This is a genomic window from Vibrio toranzoniae, assembly GCF_024347655.1.
In the GTDB taxonomy this organism is placed as follows: Bacteria; Pseudomonadota; Gammaproteobacteria; order Enterobacterales; family Vibrionaceae; genus Vibrio; species Vibrio toranzoniae.
The window spans coordinates 863153-878266 of record NZ_AP025514.1 but is presented as its reverse complement, the minus strand read 5'-3'; the positions used below and the strand labels follow the sequence as shown (position 1 = coordinate 878266).

Annotated in this window: 13 protein-coding genes; 3 read left to right on the top strand and 10 right to left on the bottom strand. The window is 45.0% G+C overall.

Going from position 1 to position 15114, the window contains the following annotated elements:
• Positions 1-202: 202 nt before the first annotated feature.
• Positions 203-1093, bottom strand: a complete 891-nt coding sequence (gene znuA, locus OCU50_RS03950) for a zinc ABC transporter substrate-binding protein ZnuA (protein ID WP_060468251.1) — start codon at positions 1091-1093, stop codon at positions 203-205.
• Positions 1094-1176: 83 nt separating this feature from the next.
• Here znuA and znuC point away from each other — a divergent pair, with 83 nt between their 5' ends.
• Positions 1177-1959, top strand: coding sequence for a zinc ABC transporter ATP-binding protein ZnuC (znuC, locus tag OCU50_RS03945; protein WP_060468252.1), 783 nt, complete (start codon positions 1177-1179; stop codon positions 1957-1959).
• Positions 1959-2744, top strand: a complete 786-nt coding sequence (gene znuB / locus OCU50_RS03940) for a zinc ABC transporter permease subunit ZnuB (protein ID WP_060468253.1) — start codon at positions 1959-1961, stop codon at positions 2742-2744. The genes znuC and znuB overlap by 1 nt, the downstream gene beginning before the upstream one ends.
• A 135-nt stretch (positions 2745-2879) precedes the next feature.
• On the opposite strand, the gene sucD is transcribed toward znuB, so the two are convergent.
• The 8 genes from sucD to sdhC form a co-directional block, all read right to left on the bottom strand.
• Entirely contained in the window at positions 2880-3752 is an 873-nt protein-coding gene (gene sucD, locus OCU50_RS03935) for a succinate--CoA ligase subunit alpha (RefSeq protein ID WP_060468254.1), read from the bottom strand.
• Complete coding sequence (gene sucC, locus OCU50_RS03930; protein WP_010436793.1) at positions 3752-4918, bottom strand: ADP-forming succinate--CoA ligase subunit beta; 1167 nt, start codon at positions 4916-4918, stop codon at positions 3752-3754. Before sucC ends, sucD begins: the two co-directional genes overlap by 1 nt.
• Before the next feature lie 206 nt (positions 4919-5124).
• Positions 5125-6333, bottom strand: a complete 1209-nt coding sequence (gene odhB, locus OCU50_RS03925) for a 2-oxoglutarate dehydrogenase complex dihydrolipoyllysine-residue succinyltransferase (protein WP_060468255.1) — start codon at positions 6331-6333, stop codon at positions 5125-5127.
• Positions 6334-6354: 21 nt separating this feature from the next.
• Positions 6355-9171, bottom strand: coding sequence for a 2-oxoglutarate dehydrogenase E1 component (sucA, locus tag OCU50_RS03920; protein ID WP_060468256.1), 2817 nt, complete (start codon positions 9169-9171; stop codon positions 6355-6357).
• A gap of 98 nt (positions 9172-9269) precedes the next feature.
• Positions 9270-9983: a succinate dehydrogenase iron-sulfur subunit gene (locus OCU50_RS03915; protein WP_017056408.1), complete on the bottom strand. Its 714-nt coding sequence runs from the start codon at positions 9981-9983 to the stop codon at positions 9270-9272.
• 12 nt (positions 9984-9995) lie between these two features.
• On the bottom strand, positions 9996-11762 hold the full coding sequence (gene sdhA / locus OCU50_RS03910) for a succinate dehydrogenase flavoprotein subunit (RefSeq protein WP_060468257.1): 1767 nt from the start codon (positions 11760-11762) through the stop codon (positions 9996-9998).
• The gene (sdhD, locus tag OCU50_RS03905) at positions 11763-12110 is read right to left on the bottom strand and encodes a succinate dehydrogenase, hydrophobic membrane anchor protein (protein WP_017056406.1); all 348 of its coding nucleotides are present in this window, start codon (positions 12108-12110) and stop codon (positions 11763-11765) included.
• On the bottom strand, positions 12104-12496 hold the full coding sequence (gene sdhC / locus OCU50_RS03900) for a succinate dehydrogenase cytochrome b556 subunit (protein ID WP_019820486.1): 393 nt from the start codon (positions 12494-12496) through the stop codon (positions 12104-12106). The genes sdhD and sdhC overlap by 7 nt, the downstream gene beginning before the upstream one ends.
• Before the next feature lie 417 nt (positions 12497-12913).
• On the opposite strand from sdhC, the gene OCU50_RS03895 reads away from it, so the two are divergent.
• Positions 12914-14203, top strand: a complete 1290-nt coding sequence (locus OCU50_RS03895; protein WP_017056404.1) for a citrate synthase — start codon at positions 12914-12916, stop codon at positions 14201-14203.
• A 135-nt stretch (positions 14204-14338) separates the two neighbouring features.
• Here the strand turns inward: OCU50_RS03895 and OCU50_RS03890 are convergent, their stop codons facing one another.
• On the bottom strand, positions 14339-15097 hold the full coding sequence (locus OCU50_RS03890) for a Nif3-like dinuclear metal center hexameric protein (protein WP_060468258.1): 759 nt from the start codon (positions 15095-15097) through the stop codon (positions 14339-14341).
• Positions 15098-15114: the final 17 nt, after the last annotated feature.

The following is a 15114-nucleotide window of genomic DNA, read 5'->3' as shown; positions in this document are numbered from 1 at the left end:
CAACGCTTATCGTTGCTTAACCAAAAACTGAGTTTTTTTGTGCTTATTATTATCTTTCTATTTTAGCTGAAATTAACAAAGGAGAAAGGAGGTTTGCGATTTGTTGGAAGGTTTTATCTTAGCGGTCACGAAAATGCCGCAAAAAGCGGCATGATTCATAAATTAACGAGAGCAAACTAGAGTAAGGAATACTCTCTAGCGATTACTTAGCACTTAGGCAGCTCGTGTAGCTGTCTGTAACTTGTTGAAGAAAATCGAAATAACTTCCGCTCTTCACTTCAACGGTTGAACCGATTGGATCAAGTTGACCTTGCTTCGCATTGCTTCCGCGCGTCACTGATTCTATTACAGCAGGCGTAAATTGAGGCTCAGAGAACACACACTGAACATTCTCACGCACTAGGGTTTTCTTGATAGCAATTAGGCTTTTTGCACCCGGTTTACGTTCAGGGCTTACCGTGAAGTGACCTAGGTTATTCAACTCAAACTCTTGCTCAAAGTAGCCATACGCATCATGGAACACGTAGTAACCTTTGTCTTTTACTGGCGCAAGTTGTTCGCGAATTGACTGCTGTTTTTCTTTCAGAGTAATCAAGAATGAATCTAAATTCTCTTGATACGCCATTGCGTTGTCAGGATCAGATTCAATCAACTTAGCTGAGATGTATTTTGCTGCTACCTCAACCTGATCGATACCTAACCAGAAGTGAGGATCATGGCTGCCGTGGTTATGTCCTTCATGGGCATCGTGATCATGCTCTTCATGTCCGAACTCTCTCAAGTTAATACCAGGGATCTCACTGATCTGGATAACGTTCTCTTTTGAACCGATCACTTTCGTCAAGAAGGCTTCTAGGTCAGGACCGAACCAAACCACCATGTCTGCACTGTGAACTTTTTTCACATCAGATGGCTTAAGCGCATAATCGTGCGGCGAAGCGTTGCTGTTCATCAACACACCCGGTTCACTAACGCCTTGCGTTAATTCCGTCACAATCATTTGAATTGGTTTAAAACTTGTTAAAATAGTATTGGCACTTGCAACACTTGGCGCTAAAAGCAAAGTAGCAAGTATAAAAAATGAACGTGACATAATCCCTCGATAATAGAAAAGTAGCTTAGGCTTGAGGTAAATGTTACATTATAACATTAGCGAATTGCAAATGAGTTCTATTCATGGATAACTTAATCCAACTAGATTCTGTGAGCGTCGAATTTGACGGTCGAAAAGTTTTAGACAACATCTCTCTAAATTTAGAGCGTGGTAGAATCACTACCCTAATTGGGCCAAATGGCGCGGGAAAATCAACCTTAGTTAAGGTACTACTGGGGCTCCAGCACAAATATTCCGGAGAGATCACCAAATCAAAAAAACTAAAAATTGGTTACGTTCCTCAAAAGCTAAAGCTGAACGACTCTCTGCCTCTCAATGTAGAGCGTTTTCTTAAGCTCACCGGAAAATTCAGCAAGCAAGAAATTCTAGAATCTTTGATGCTAGTGGGCGCTGAGCACCTAATGAAAAGTAACATGCATCAACTGTCTGGTGGTGAAAACCAACGTGTGCTGATCGCTCGCTCATTATTGAAAAGACCCGACCTGCTCGTTCTTGATGAGCCCGCACAAGGTGTTGATGTACAAGGCCAAATCGATCTTTACGATCTGATCGATTCCATTCGTCACCGCTTCGGTTGCGCTGTGTTTATGGTTTCACATGACTTGCATTTAGTGATGGCAAAAACAGACGACGTGATCTGTTTGCATCACCACATCTGTTGCTCTGGCGCACCGGCTGATATTAAACATCACCCTTCTTATATCGCGCTATTTGGTACTGCGGTTCAAGAGAGTTTGGCTTTCTACCACCACCAACATGACCACCATCACCATGACTTGACCGGCCAGCCAGTTTCTGGGGATGTGCACGACTGCTCCAACCATAAACACGGACATCACCACTAATGCTTGAGTTTCTTCTACCTTCTATTCTTGCAGGCCTAGGCATTGCTCTTATTGCTGGCCCACTGGGTTCGTTCGTGGTGTGGCGCAAGATGGCTTACTTTGGTGACACCCTTGCACACGCCTCTCTAATGGGCTTAGCGCTTGGTTTCCTGTTCAATATTAATTTGTACTTTGCGCTGTTGATTTGCTGTTTGATGCTGGCTGTGTTGCTCGTGACACTGCAAAAACAAAAGCTCGTCGCGACCGATACCCTACTCGGTATTTTGGCGCACAGTGCACTATCACTTGGTTTGGTTGCTGTCAGCTTCTTAGATAATGTTCGTGTTGATCTGATGAGCTATCTATTTGGTGACTTGCTGGCGGTATCTCCGACTGATTTAGTGTTCATCTATGCGGGTGCCGCTGTAATTGGACTGGTACTGGCTATCTTTTGGCGACCACTATTATCAACGACGGTCAACGAAGACCTCGCAGCTGTTGACGGTATAAACATTGATTTAATGCGTCTTATCTTGATGCTACTAGTTGGTATTGTTATCGCGGTGGGTATGAAGTTTGTCGGTGCGTTAATAATGACATCGCTACTGATCATTCCTGCAGCAACGGCAAGGAAGTTCTCCAATACCCCTGAGCAGATGGCATTCCTCGCATCGATTATTGGCTCTATCGCTGTATTCGGTGGATTAAGCTTATCTTGGTTCTATGACACGCCTGCAGGCCCTTCTGTGGTTATCAGTGCAGCTGCAATGTTTATGCTATCTCAGATGGTCAAAACCCGAGCGTAATCATACGATTTGTATCTCGTATCTCGTATCTCGTATCTCGTATCATTGAAGACATACAAAAAAAGCTTGGTCAGTGACCAAGCCTTTTTAATATCGTTCAGTTAGCTTCTATCTCATTCGATAAAAGTTAGCTGATTACCAACCTGTGATTTCACGTAGGCCTTTACCGATCTCAGCAAGAGACTTAACTGTCTTAACGCCTGCTGCTTCTAGTGCTGCGAATTTATCTTCAGCAGTACCTTTACCGCCAGAGATGATTGCGCCTGCGTGGCCCATACGTTTACCCGGAGGAGCAGTAACACCAGCGATGTAAGAAACTACTGGTTTAGTTACGTTCGCTTTGATGAACTCAGCCGCTTCTTCTTCCGCAGTACCACCGATCTCACCAATCATTACGATTGCTTCAGTCTCTGGGTCTTCTTGGAAAAGTTTTAGGATATCAATGAAGTTTGAACCCGGGATAGGGTCACCACCGATACCAACACATGTAGACTGACCAAAGCCTTCATCTGTTGTTTGCTTAACTGCTTCGTACGTCAGAGTACCGCTGCGAGATACGATACCTACTTTACCCTTCTTGTGGATATGACCAGGCATGATACCAATCTTACACTCGTCTGGAGTGATAAGACCTGGACAGTTAGGACCGATCATGCGAACGCCAGTTTCTTCTAGCTTCACTTTAACGTCGATCATGTCTGTTGTAGGGATACCTTCAGTGATCGTTACGATCAGTTCGATACCTGCATCAATCGCTTCTAGGATTGCATCTTTACAAAAAGGTGCTGGTACGTAGATAACGGTTGCTGTTGCACCAGTTACTTCCACTGCTTCACGTACTGTGTTGAATACTGGAAGGCCTAGGTGAGTTTGACCACCCTTACCAGGTGAAACACCACCAACCATTTGCGTACCGTATGCGATAGCTTGGTCTGAGTGGAATGTACCTTGACCGCCAGTGAAACCCTGACAGATTACTTTAGTGTCTTTGTTAATTAATACAGACATTATTTAGCCTCCGCAGCAGCAACAACTTTCTGAGCAGCATCTGTTAGAGATTCAGCTGCAATGATATCAACATCAGAATTAGCAAGTACTTCGCGACCTAGGTCTGCGTTGGTACCTTCTAGACGAACAACGACAGGAACGGTTACGCCAACTTCTTTAACCGCACCGATAATACCTTCAGCGATCATGTCACAACGAACGATGCCACCGAAGATGTTTACGAGTACTGCTTTAACATTATCATCAGAAAGGATGATCTTGAATGCTTCAGCTACACGTTCTTTTGTCGCGCCGCCGCCTACATCAAGGAAGTTTGCTGGCTTGCCGCCGTGTAGGTTTACGATATCCATCGTACCCATCGCAAGGCCTGCACCGTTAACCATACAGCCAACGTTGCCATCTAGTGCTACGTAGTTCAGTTCCCACTGTGCTGCGTGTGCTTCGCGCTCATCTTCTTGAGATGGATCGTGCATTTCACGTAGTTTAGGCTGACGGTACATCGCGTTTGAGTCGATGTTGATCTTGCCGTCTAGACAAAGCAGGTTGCCTTCGCCAGTAATCACAAGCGGGTTGATTTCTAGTAGCGCTAGGTCGTACTGAGAGAACATTTGGCCAAGACCCATGAAGATCTTAACGAACTGTTTAATTTGATCGCCAACTAGACCAAGTTTGAACGCAAGTTCACGGCCTTGGTAAGCTTGAGGACCCACTAGAGGATCGATCGCTGACTGGTGAATCAACTCTGGAGTTTCTTCAGCGATTTTCTCAATGTCCACACCGCCTTCAGTTGACGCCATGAATACAATTTTGCGCGTTGCACGGTCAACAACAGCACCTAGGTAAAGTTCGTTAGCAATGTTCGATGCTTCTTCAACTAGGATCTTTGTTACAGGCTGACCATTAGCGTCTGTTTGGTAAGTCACTAGGTTTTTACCTAGCCACTTTTGTGCAAACTCTTTAACGCCTTCTTTTGTGTCATGTAGCTCTACGCCGCCCGCTTTACCGCGGCCACCAGCGTGTACTTGACACTTAACGACTTTCTTGGCTGTACTGATACGACCTGCAGCTTCGAAAGCTTCTTGTGCAGTATCACATGCGAAACCTTCTGGTACAGGCAAACCGAATTCTGCAAACAGCTGTTTGGCTTGGTATTCATGCAAATTCATTTTGATATTCCGTTTATTTTCCCTTAAGGGATTATTATTTCCATAACGACACAGTTTCCTGTGTTACGTCTGTAGGGTCTTCTCAAATCAACTGCTGTCCATTTTCTAATGGCTTTACAGTTCAAGTGAAGGCCAGACGTTGAGCAGCCTAGCCTTTGAAACTTTTTACGTCTAGCTAACGGGGTTAACTAGACGTTTTAGCGATACTAAACGTCTAATAGCAGACGTGCAGGATCTTCTAGTAGCTCTTTGATGGTCACTAGGAAGCCAACTGATTCACGGCCATCGATTAGACGGTGGTCGTAAGAAAGCGCTAGATACATCATTGGTAGAATCTCTACCTTGCCATCAACAGCCATTGGACGATCTTGGATTTTGTGCATACCCAAAATTGCCGCTTGAGGCGGGTTGATGATTGGCGTAGACATTAGAGAACCAAATACACCACCGTTTGTGATAGTGAAGTTACCGCCCATCAGTTCATCAACTGTTAGCTTGCCGTCACGGCCTTTGATTGCTAACTCTTTGATGCCTTTTTCGATATCAGCGAAACCTAGTGTGTCACAGTCTTTCAATACTGGAGTCACTAGGCCACGTGGCGTTGATACTGCCATGCTGATGTCGAAGTAGTTGTGGTAAACGATATCTGTACCATCGATAGAAGCGTTCACTTCTGGGAAACGTTTTAGCGCTTCTGTTACTGCTTTCACGTAGAAAGACATGAAGCCAAGACGCGTGTCGTGACGCTTCTCGAATTGGTCTTTGTATTGCTTACGAAGGTCCATGATTGGCTTCATGTTCACTTCGTTGAAAGTAGTCAGCATCGCAGTGCTGTTCTTCGCTTCTAGAAGACGGTTTGCAACTGTCTTACGTAGGCGAGTCATCGGTACGCGTTTTTGGCTACGAGCCACTGCTGGCGCTTCAACTGCTGGTGCAGATGCTGCTGCCGGCGCCGATTTCGCTGCTGCTAGGTGTGCGTCGATATCTTCACGAGTAATACGACCACCAACACCAGTGCCTTTAACGTCAGCTGGTTGTAGGTTGTGCTCTGCAAGCAAGCGACGAACCGCTGGACTTAGCGCGTCGTTATTTTCTTCTGTAAGCGCAGCTTTGTGGCGCTTATCAGGAGAAGATTCTGTATCTTCCGTTTTATCTTTCGTTGGCTCACCAGCGACAGCGCCAGGTTTGATTTTAGCCAAAAGCTGCTTAGAAAGTACCGTAGCACCCTCTTCTTCGATGATAGCCTCCAGAACACCCGCTTCAGGAGCCGGAACTTCTAGAACTACTTTATCTGTTTCGATATCTACAATGACTTCATCACGTGCAACCGCTTCACCCGGTTTTTTGTGCCAAGTAGCAACTGTTGCATCAGCCACAGATTCAGGTAAATCTGGAACCAGAATTTCAATTGTCATGTGCGTATTTTCCTTTTACTTCTAGTTCTTAAGTAGGGTCAAAGCGTCGTCAACTAACGCTTTTTGTTGTTTCAAGTGTACCGACATATAGCCAACAGCTGGTGAAGCTGATGCAGGGCGACCTGCGTATTGAATATCAGCACCCACTGGGATAGCAGCTCGGAAATTATGTTGGCTACTGTACCAAGCACCTTGGTTTTGAGGCTCTTCTTGACACCAAACGTAATCGACTACATTCGTGTACTGTGCGATTGCAGCTCTCACGTCCTCGTAAGGGAACGGGTAAAGTTGCTCGATACGCACAATAGCGACATCGTCTTGCTCGTTCTTACGTCTTTGGTCAAGTAGGTCAAAGTAAACCTTACCTGAACAGAATACGACGCGTTTTACGTTTTCAGGAGCCAGATCATCAATTTCTGCGATAGCTGGTTGGAACGTGCCTTCTGCTAAGTCTTCCATAGAAGAAGTACACAGAGGATGACGAAGCAATGATTTTGGTGACATTACAATCAGAGGACGACGCATTGGACGAACAACCTGACGGCGGATCATGTGGTAAACCTGAGCCGGTGTTGAAGGAACAACAACCTGCATGTTTTGTTCAGCACATAACTGAAGGTAACGCTCAAGACGAGCGGAAGAGTGCTCAGGGCCTTGGCCTTCATAACCGTGAGGAAGTAGCATTGTTAGACCACATAAACGTGCCCACTTTTGCTCACCTGACGAGATAAATTGGTCGATAACCACTTGTGCACCGTTTGCGAAGTCACCAAATTGTGCTTCCCAAAGCGTTAGACCACCAGGCTCTGCTGTCGCGTAACCATACTCAAACGCCAGTACAGCTTCTTCAGATAACACGGAGTCAAACACTTGGAATGGCCCTTGTTTATCATGAATGTTCTCAAGAGGAACATACGTGCTAGCATCAGATTGGTTGTGCAGTACTGAGTGACGGTGGAAGAAAGTACCACGACCAGAATCTTGGCCAGAAATACGAATACGTTTTCCGTCGTCAACCAGTGTTGCGTAAGCCAGAGTTTCAGCCATACCCCAATCGACTTGTTTCTCACCATTCACCATGGCAATTCGATCGTTGTACAGTTTATTGACTCGGCTTTGCAGCTTATGGCTGTCTGGGTATTGGCAAAGTTTGTTACCAAGCTCTTTTAGACGCTCGAGATCAACTTTGTTATCCCACTCAATATTCCAGTCGTGCCCTAGGTAAGGAGACCAGTCTACTGAATGAAGCGCCATCGGACGCCACTCTTTAACCACAACTTCACCGTGATCAAGCGCATCACGATATTCGTTAACGAGTTGCGTAGAAGTATCAATACCAAACTCACCACGCTCCATCAACACATCTGCATAAAGCTTGCGTGGTGTTGGATGCTTCTTGATTTTTTGATACATCAAGGGCTGTGTTGCATTCGGCTCATCGGCTTCGTTGTGACCGTGGCGACGGTAACAAACCAAATCAATAACAACATCACGTTTGAACGTATTTCGGTAATCTAATGCAAGGCGAGACACAAATGCCACCGCTTCTGGATCATCCGAGTTCACGTGGAAAATAGGCGCCTGAACCATCTTTGCAATATCAGTACAGTACATAGTAGAACGAGTATCGCGAGGGTTAGATGTTGTAAAACCAACTTGGTTATTTACAACGATACGAACCGTACCGCCTACACAGAAACCACGCGCTTGAGACATGTTAAACGTCTCTTGTACCACACCTTGGCCAGCAATAGCAGAATCACCGTGGATAGTAATTGGAAGTACACGACTGCCATCTTTATCGTCTAGGCGATCTTGGCGAGCACGTACTGAACCGATAACTACCGGGTTTACAATTTCTAAGTGAGATGGGTTAAATGCTAATGCTAAGTGAACGTTGCCGCCTGGTGTTGCGAAGTCCGCAGAGAAACCTTGGTGGTATTTCACATCCCCAGTTCCCCATGTGTCGTCGTGCTTACCTGCAAATTCGTCAAATAGGTCTTGTGGCTTTTTGCCGAGCACGTTGACCAGCATATTTAGACGACCACGGTGCGCCATACCAACAACAACTTCACGCATACCTTGACCACCAGCATGACGAATAAGTTCCTTCGTCATTGGGATCAACGCATCACCACCTTCCAATGAGAAGCGTTTTGCGCCTGGGAATTTAGCACCAAGATAGCGCTCAAGACCTTCAGCAGCAGTTAGCTCTTCTAGGAAAGCTTGCTTTTCTTCTTTATTGAAAGAGGGTTGACCAGATACAGACTCTAAACGTTGTTGTATCCAACGCTTTTGCTCTGTATTTGTCATGTGCATGTATTCAGCACCAATAGAGCCACAATAAGTTTGCTTTAGAGATTTGTAGAGATCTTTAAGCACCATCGTCTCTTGGCCAATCGCGTAAGAGCCGACGTTAAACGTCTCATTGAGGTCATCTTCGGTAAGAGTGTGAAAAGAAGGGTCCAGTTCATCAACTGTCGCTCTTTTCCATAAACCTAGGGGGTCTAGATTTGCTGCTTGATGCCCTCGGAATCGATAAGCATTAATTAGTTGCAGAACCTTTACTTGTTTCGCATCGACATCTGGATCACTAACTTGGACATTGTAATGCTTTGTTTCTTGAGCGAGTCGACGGAAGTATTCACGAATGCGAGAGTGTGGTTGTTCCACCGTTTCTGAAGCTTGCACAGGCAATTCTTCGAAAACACTTCTCCATTCGTCACTTACCGAGTCGGGGTCACTTAGATACAGTTCGTAGAGTTCTTCTACGTACGTTGCATTGGCGCCAGCCAAGTGTGAAGACTCGAGCCATGCCTTCATCACGCCGTTGTGCATATTTTCCCTTAACCAGTAGTTTTCACGTTTGCTGCGGTCTATGCCGAGCTATTAAAAGGCCGCCCCAAAGCTTCTAGGGCGGCAATTTTTCATATCACTTAAACCGAGCGATTCACTAACATGGTCTTGATGTGACCAATCGCTTTCGTCGGATTTAATCCCTTAGGACAAACACTTACACAATTCATGATGCCATGGCAACGAAAAACGCTAAATGCATCATCAAGATCGGACAAGCGTTCGTCTGTCGCAGTATCTCGGCTATCAATTAGCCAGCGGTACGCCGCTAGCAGGCCTGCTGGCCCGATGAATTTATCAGGGTTCCACCAGAACGATGGGCAAGATGTTGTACAACATGCACACATGATACATTCGTACAATCCATCTAAGTGCGCACGTTCCTCAGGGCTTTGTAAGTTTTCACGTGCCGGTGGTACATTGCCATCAGACACTAAGAATGGCTTCACTTTCTCGTAGTTATCGTAGAACTGAGTCATGTCGACAATCAGGTCTCGAACAACAGGCAAGCCAGGCAATGGACGAATCACAATCTTGTCTTGGCCAGAAAGCGCAGACAATGGAGTGATACACGCCAGACCGTTTTTACCATTCATGTTCAAACCATCCGAACCACATACACCTTCACGGCATGAGCGACGGAATGAGATAGTTGGATCTTGCTCTTTCAACAGAATAAGCGCATCCAAAAGCATCATGTCTGAACCTTCATCCACCTCTAAGGTGTATTCCTTCATATAAGGTTTCTGGTCGACATCCGGATTGTAACGGTATAAAGAGAAATTAAGTTTCATGATCATATCTCCTTAGTACGTACGAGCTTTAGGTGGGAACGCTTCACGATGAATAGGTTCCATATTGACACCGCGCTTAGTCATGCTCTCTGACTCTGGATTGTAAAGAGAGTGACATAGCCACTGCTCATCATCACGGTCAGGGAAATCGAATCGAGCGTGTGCACCACGACTCTCTGTACGGAAGTTTGCAGCAACAGCCGTTGCGAATGCCGTTTCCATCAGATTTTCAAGTTCTAGACACTCGATACGTTGCGTGTTGAACTCTGTCGATTTGTCAGATAGGTGTGCATTCTTCAGACGCTCGCGAATCGCTTTAAGCTCTTCTAGGCCTTCCGCCATTGCTTTGCCTTCACGGAATACAGAGAAGTTGTTCTGCATACATTGCTGTAGATCTTTGCGGATTTGCGCTGGGTCTTCACCGTCAGTACTGTTTTCCCAACGGTTGTAACGTTCTAGTGAACGCTCAATGTCAGCTTCTGTTGCTGGTTTCGCTTCGTCTTGCTTCTTCAGTGTCTCACCTAGGTGTAGACCTGTCGCACGACCAAATACCACCAAATCAAGCAGTGAGTTACCACCCAGACGGTTTGCACCGTGTACTGATACCGATGCGATTTCGCCACAAGCAAATAAGCCTTGAATTTCAACATCGCTACCGTCTTCAGTTTGCGTAATAGCTTGACCAGAAACTTGTGTTGGGACACCACCCATCATGTAGTGACATGTTGGGATTACTGGAATTGGCTCTTTCACTGGATCAACGTGAGCAAAGGTACGAGACAGTTCACATACACCAGGAAGACGAGACTCAAGTGTCTCTTTACCTAGGTGATCAAGTTTCAGCTTGATGTGTGGACCCCAAGGACCATCGCAGCCGCGACCTTCACGGATTTCAACCATCATTGAACGAGCAACAACATCACGACCCGCTAAGTCTTTAGCGTTTGGTGCGTAACGTTCCATGAAGCGTTCGCCGTCTTTATTGAGAAGGTAACCACCTTCACCACGACAACCTTCCGTTACCAATACACCTGCGCCAGCGATACCCGTTGGGTGGAACTGCCACATTTCGATGTCTTGCATTGGAACGCCAGCACGAATCGCCATACCAACACCATCACCAGTGTTAATGTGTGCGTTAGTTGTCGAAGCGTAGATACGACCAGCACCACCAGTCGCAAGGATTGTTGCCTTCGCTTTGAAGTAGCAAACTTCGCCCGTTTCCATACAAAGCGCGGTTGTACCTAAGATTGCACCATCTTCGTTCTTAACAAGATCCAGTGCATACCACTCAGAGAAAACCGTCGTTTTGTGCTTAATATTTTGTTGGTAAAGTGTGTGAAGCAGTGCGTGACCAGTACGGTCGGCTGCAGCTGCAGTACGAGCCGCTTGCTCACCACCAAAGTTTTTAGATTGTCCACCGAAAGGACGCTGGTAAATAGTACCGTTCTCGAAACGAGAGAAAGGTAGGCCCATTTTTTCAAGTTCGATTACCGACTCAGGACCGTTTTTACACATGTATTCGATAGCGTCTTGGTCACCGATGTAATCAGAACCTTTAACGGTGTCGTACATGTGTTGTTCCCAATGGTCTTCGTGCGCGTTACCAAGAGCAACAGTGATGCCGCCTTGTGCTGAAACCGTATGAGAACGAGTAGGGAAAACTTTAGAAAGCAATGCACAAGATAGGCCTTGCTCAGAAATTTGCAGTGCGGCACGCATACCTGCACCACCAGCGCCGATAACTACGGCATCAAACTCACGAACAGGAATAGTCACTTACGCACCCCACAAAATAAACAGACCAGAGAAGAAATATCCAAGAAGAACTGCAACAACACCGACTTGAAGACCAACACGCAGTTTTGCGCATTTGATGTAGTCAGTTAGTACTTGCCATAATCCGATCCACGCGTGAACCAAAACAGAAGTAAGCGCTAACATGGTGAATACTTTAGTGAAAGTTCCACCAAAGAATTGAGTCCAAGATACGTAAGAGATATCACCAGAGAAAGCACAGAAGCTCACTAGGTAGATAGTGTAAAGAGTCATAATGATGGCAGTTGCACGAATAAGTAGATAATCGTGAACACCATTACGACCAAAAGTGGAAACGTTGTTTACCATACTAAGATCCCCGCTAATAGAGACAATACCGCTGTTGCTGCGAATGCAACCTTAGCGCTCTTAGCTCCAGACTCCAGCTCTTCAAAGTGACCTAAGTCCATAAGAAGGTGACGAATACCACCAGCAATGTGGTAAGCCAAAGCGGTTAAAATGCCCCACAGAATAAACTTCACGAAGAAACCATCGACAATGTCGCTAGCTTCCATAAAGCCTACTGGGGATGAGAGGGAAATGGATAGTAACCAAAGCAAAATTCCAATCGCGACAAAAGTTATCACCCCAGACACACGGTGTAGGATGGAAGCTATTGCTGTGATCGGAAAGTGGATGGTCTGTAAATCTAAATTAACAGGTCTTGTCTTTCTTTCTTTCACGGGCTTGCTCACTCAGCTCCATTGAGCATTATGGTCATTAAATAACCTTATGATATTGTTATGGACAAAATTTGATCGCAAACCTTCAAAATTTAACATTAACTTAACAAATAACTGAAGTTGAGCCTTAGATAATTGTAAAATAATTGTTAATCGCTAGACTAAGAAAGCCACCTCACATTTCTTCTTAGCCTTGCGTTTATAAGGTTTTAACCAAACTTTTCAGCGCCACTATACGGCTGGCAACATTCTAATACAATTGACGTAACAAATAATGCTACACAGACCAGACTTTTAACGAATTTAATCTAAAAAACACTAACAAGTGCACACAAAGCTGCAGAAAAATTGACTTTCTCACGTAAGACCAGTAAAAAAACGGCACATAAACATCCTGGATGGATTAAATAATAAACAAAGGAGATTGTTATGGCGGATAAGAAAGCGACCCTTCACATTGAAGGTCAAGCGCCAATCGAGCTACCGATTACAGAGGGTGTACTCGGTACGCCTGTGATCGATGTTCGAACACTAGGTTCTAACGGTTTTTTCACTTTTGACCCTGGTTTTCTTGCCACTGCATCCTGTGAGTCTCAAATCACTTTTATTGACGGTGGAAAAGGTATTCTTTTACATCGTGGTTATCCAATTGACCAACTTGCCAATAACGCTGATTACTTAGAAGTGTGTTACATACTTCTTTACGGTGAAGCCCCATCTCGAACTCAGTACGAAAAGTTCAAGACTACCGTAACACGTCACACTATGGTGCATGAGCAAATTGCTAGTTTCTTCCACGGTTTCCGCCGTGACGCTCACCCTATGGCTGTAATGTGTGGTGTTGTAGGCGCTCTAGCAGCGTTCTACCACGACTCACTTGATATTCACAACGACACACACCGTGAAATTGCGGCTTACCGCTTGATTTCAAAAATGCCAACACTGGCCGCAATGTGTTATAAATATTCAATCGGTCAACCGTTTATCTACCCACGTAACGACCTAGGTTACGCGGAAAACTTTTTACACATGATGTTTGCAAACCCATGTGAAGAGTATGAAGTGAATCCTATCGTTGCTCGTGCTATGGATAAGATTTTAACCCTACACGCAGATCACGAACAGAATGCTTCAACGTCTACTGTACGTCTGGCTGGTTCATCGGGTGCTAATCCGTTTGCGTGTATTGCAGCTGGTATCGCATCACTTTGGGGGCCTGCTCACGGCGGTGCAAACGAAGCTTGTCTGCGTATGCTTGAAGAGATCGGTAGTGTAGATCAAATTGAAGAATACGTTGCGAAAGCAAAAGATAAAGATGACCCATTCCGTTTGATGGGCTTTGGTCACCGTGTTTACAAAAACTACGATCCACGTGCAACAGTAATGCGCGAAGCATGTCATGAAGTACTTAAAGAGCTAAATATTCAAGATCCACTACTTGACGTAGCCATGGAACTTGAACGTATCGCTCTTTCAGATGAGTACTTTGTTTCTAAGAAGCTATACCCGAACGTAGATTTCTACTCAGGTATCATTCTGAAAGCAATCGGCATTCCAGTATCTATGTTTACGGTAATCTTTGCGATGTCTCGTACTGTCGGCTGGATTGCACATTGGAATGAAATGCACAGCGATCCGACGAATCGTATCGGCCGCCCTCGTCAGCTTTATACTGGTCAAGAGCAGCGTGATTTCCAAGCGATACACGAACGCGAATAGTAAGATTTCGACTTTTCTAATCGATTGAAATCAAAAAGGGTTGATGATAAACATCAACCCTTTTTTGTCTTTCAGTATTTCGTATCACTTCAATGAAGGTACAAATATTCAGAGAGTTACAACCTCTAAACGTGACTATACTGGGTTATCAATATCGATAAATTCAACATCTATATCATGTTCGTTTGCTAGCCACTCACCTAATGCCTTCACACCATAGCGCTCTGTTGCGTGGTGACCTGCAGCGAAGTAATGAATATCTTGCTCACGAGCTGAGTACGTTGTACGCTCTGAAACTTCACCAGAGATAAAAGCATCAATACCTTGAGACGCGGCAAGTTCAATATAATCTTGACCGCCACCAGTGCACCAACCCACAGTGGTAATCAGTTTGTCTTGGTTTTCAGGAGCGATATGCAGTGGTTTACGATTCAGAGCTTGGTCGACTTTATCTGCAAACTCAGTACCTGTCATAGGCGCTTTCAACTTACCAAACATAGCAACCGATTGTGGGTGCCCTTCTAAGCCTCCTTCTATCTCAATATCGAGTAGTTCAGCTAGCTTAGCGTTGTTACCAAGCTCAGGATGAATGTCGAGAGGTAAATGATAACCAAAAAGATTAATGTCATTTTTAATCAGAGTACGAATGCGCTTGCCTTTCATACCGCGGATGGCTTCTGACTCACCTTTCCAAAAGTAACCATGATGAACTAACAAAGCATCGGCGTTCAATTCTACCGCTTTATCAATCAGTGCTTGAGAAGCTGTTACACCAGTTACAATGCGCTTCACTTCAGAAGCACCTTCTACTTGAAGACCATTCGGACAGTAATCTTTAATCTGCTGTGGCTGAAGTTTTTCGTTCAGTAGCTTTTCTAATTGTAAGTTATTCATTTTTATTTCCAGCTTAC

What these genes read in the sequence shown, in the direction of transcription:
- znuA (WP_060468251.1), bottom strand. Translation starts at nt 1,093, where the DNA reads ATGTCACGTTCATTTTTTATACTTGCTACTTTGCTTTTAGCGCCAAGT.
- znuC (WP_060468252.1), top strand. Translation starts at nt 1,177, where the DNA reads ATGGATAACTTAATCCAACTAGATTCTGTGAGCGTCGAATTTGACGGT.
- znuB (WP_060468253.1), top strand. Translation starts at nt 1,959, where the DNA reads ATGCTTGAGTTTCTTCTACCTTCTATTCTTGCAGGCCTAGGCATTGCT.
- sucD (WP_060468254.1), bottom strand. Translation starts at nt 3,752, where the DNA reads ATGTCTGTATTAATTAACAAAGACACTAAAGTAATCTGTCAGGGTTTC.
- sucC (WP_010436793.1), bottom strand. Translation starts at nt 4,918, where the DNA reads ATGAATTTGCATGAATACCAAGCCAAACAGCTGTTTGCAGAATTCGGT.
- odhB (WP_060468255.1), bottom strand. Translation starts at nt 6,333, where the DNA reads ATGACAATTGAAATTCTGGTTCCAGATTTACCTGAATCTGTGGCTGAT.
- sucA (WP_060468256.1), bottom strand. Translation starts at nt 9,171, where the DNA reads ATGCACAACGGCGTGATGAAGGCATGGCTCGAGTCTTCACACTTGGCT.
- OCU50_RS03915 (WP_017056408.1), bottom strand. Translation starts at nt 9,983, where the DNA reads ATGAAACTTAATTTCTCTTTATACCGTTACAATCCGGATGTCGACCAG.
- sdhD (WP_017056406.1), bottom strand. Translation starts at nt 12,110, where the DNA reads ATGGTAAACAACGTTTCCACTTTTGGTCGTAATGGTGTTCACGATTAT.
- OCU50_RS03895 (WP_017056404.1), top strand. Translation starts at nt 12,914, where the DNA reads ATGGCGGATAAGAAAGCGACCCTTCACATTGAAGGTCAAGCGCCAATC.
- OCU50_RS03890 (WP_060468258.1), bottom strand. Translation starts at nt 15,097, where the DNA reads ATGAATAACTTACAATTAGAAAAGCTACTGAACGAAAAACTTCAGCCA.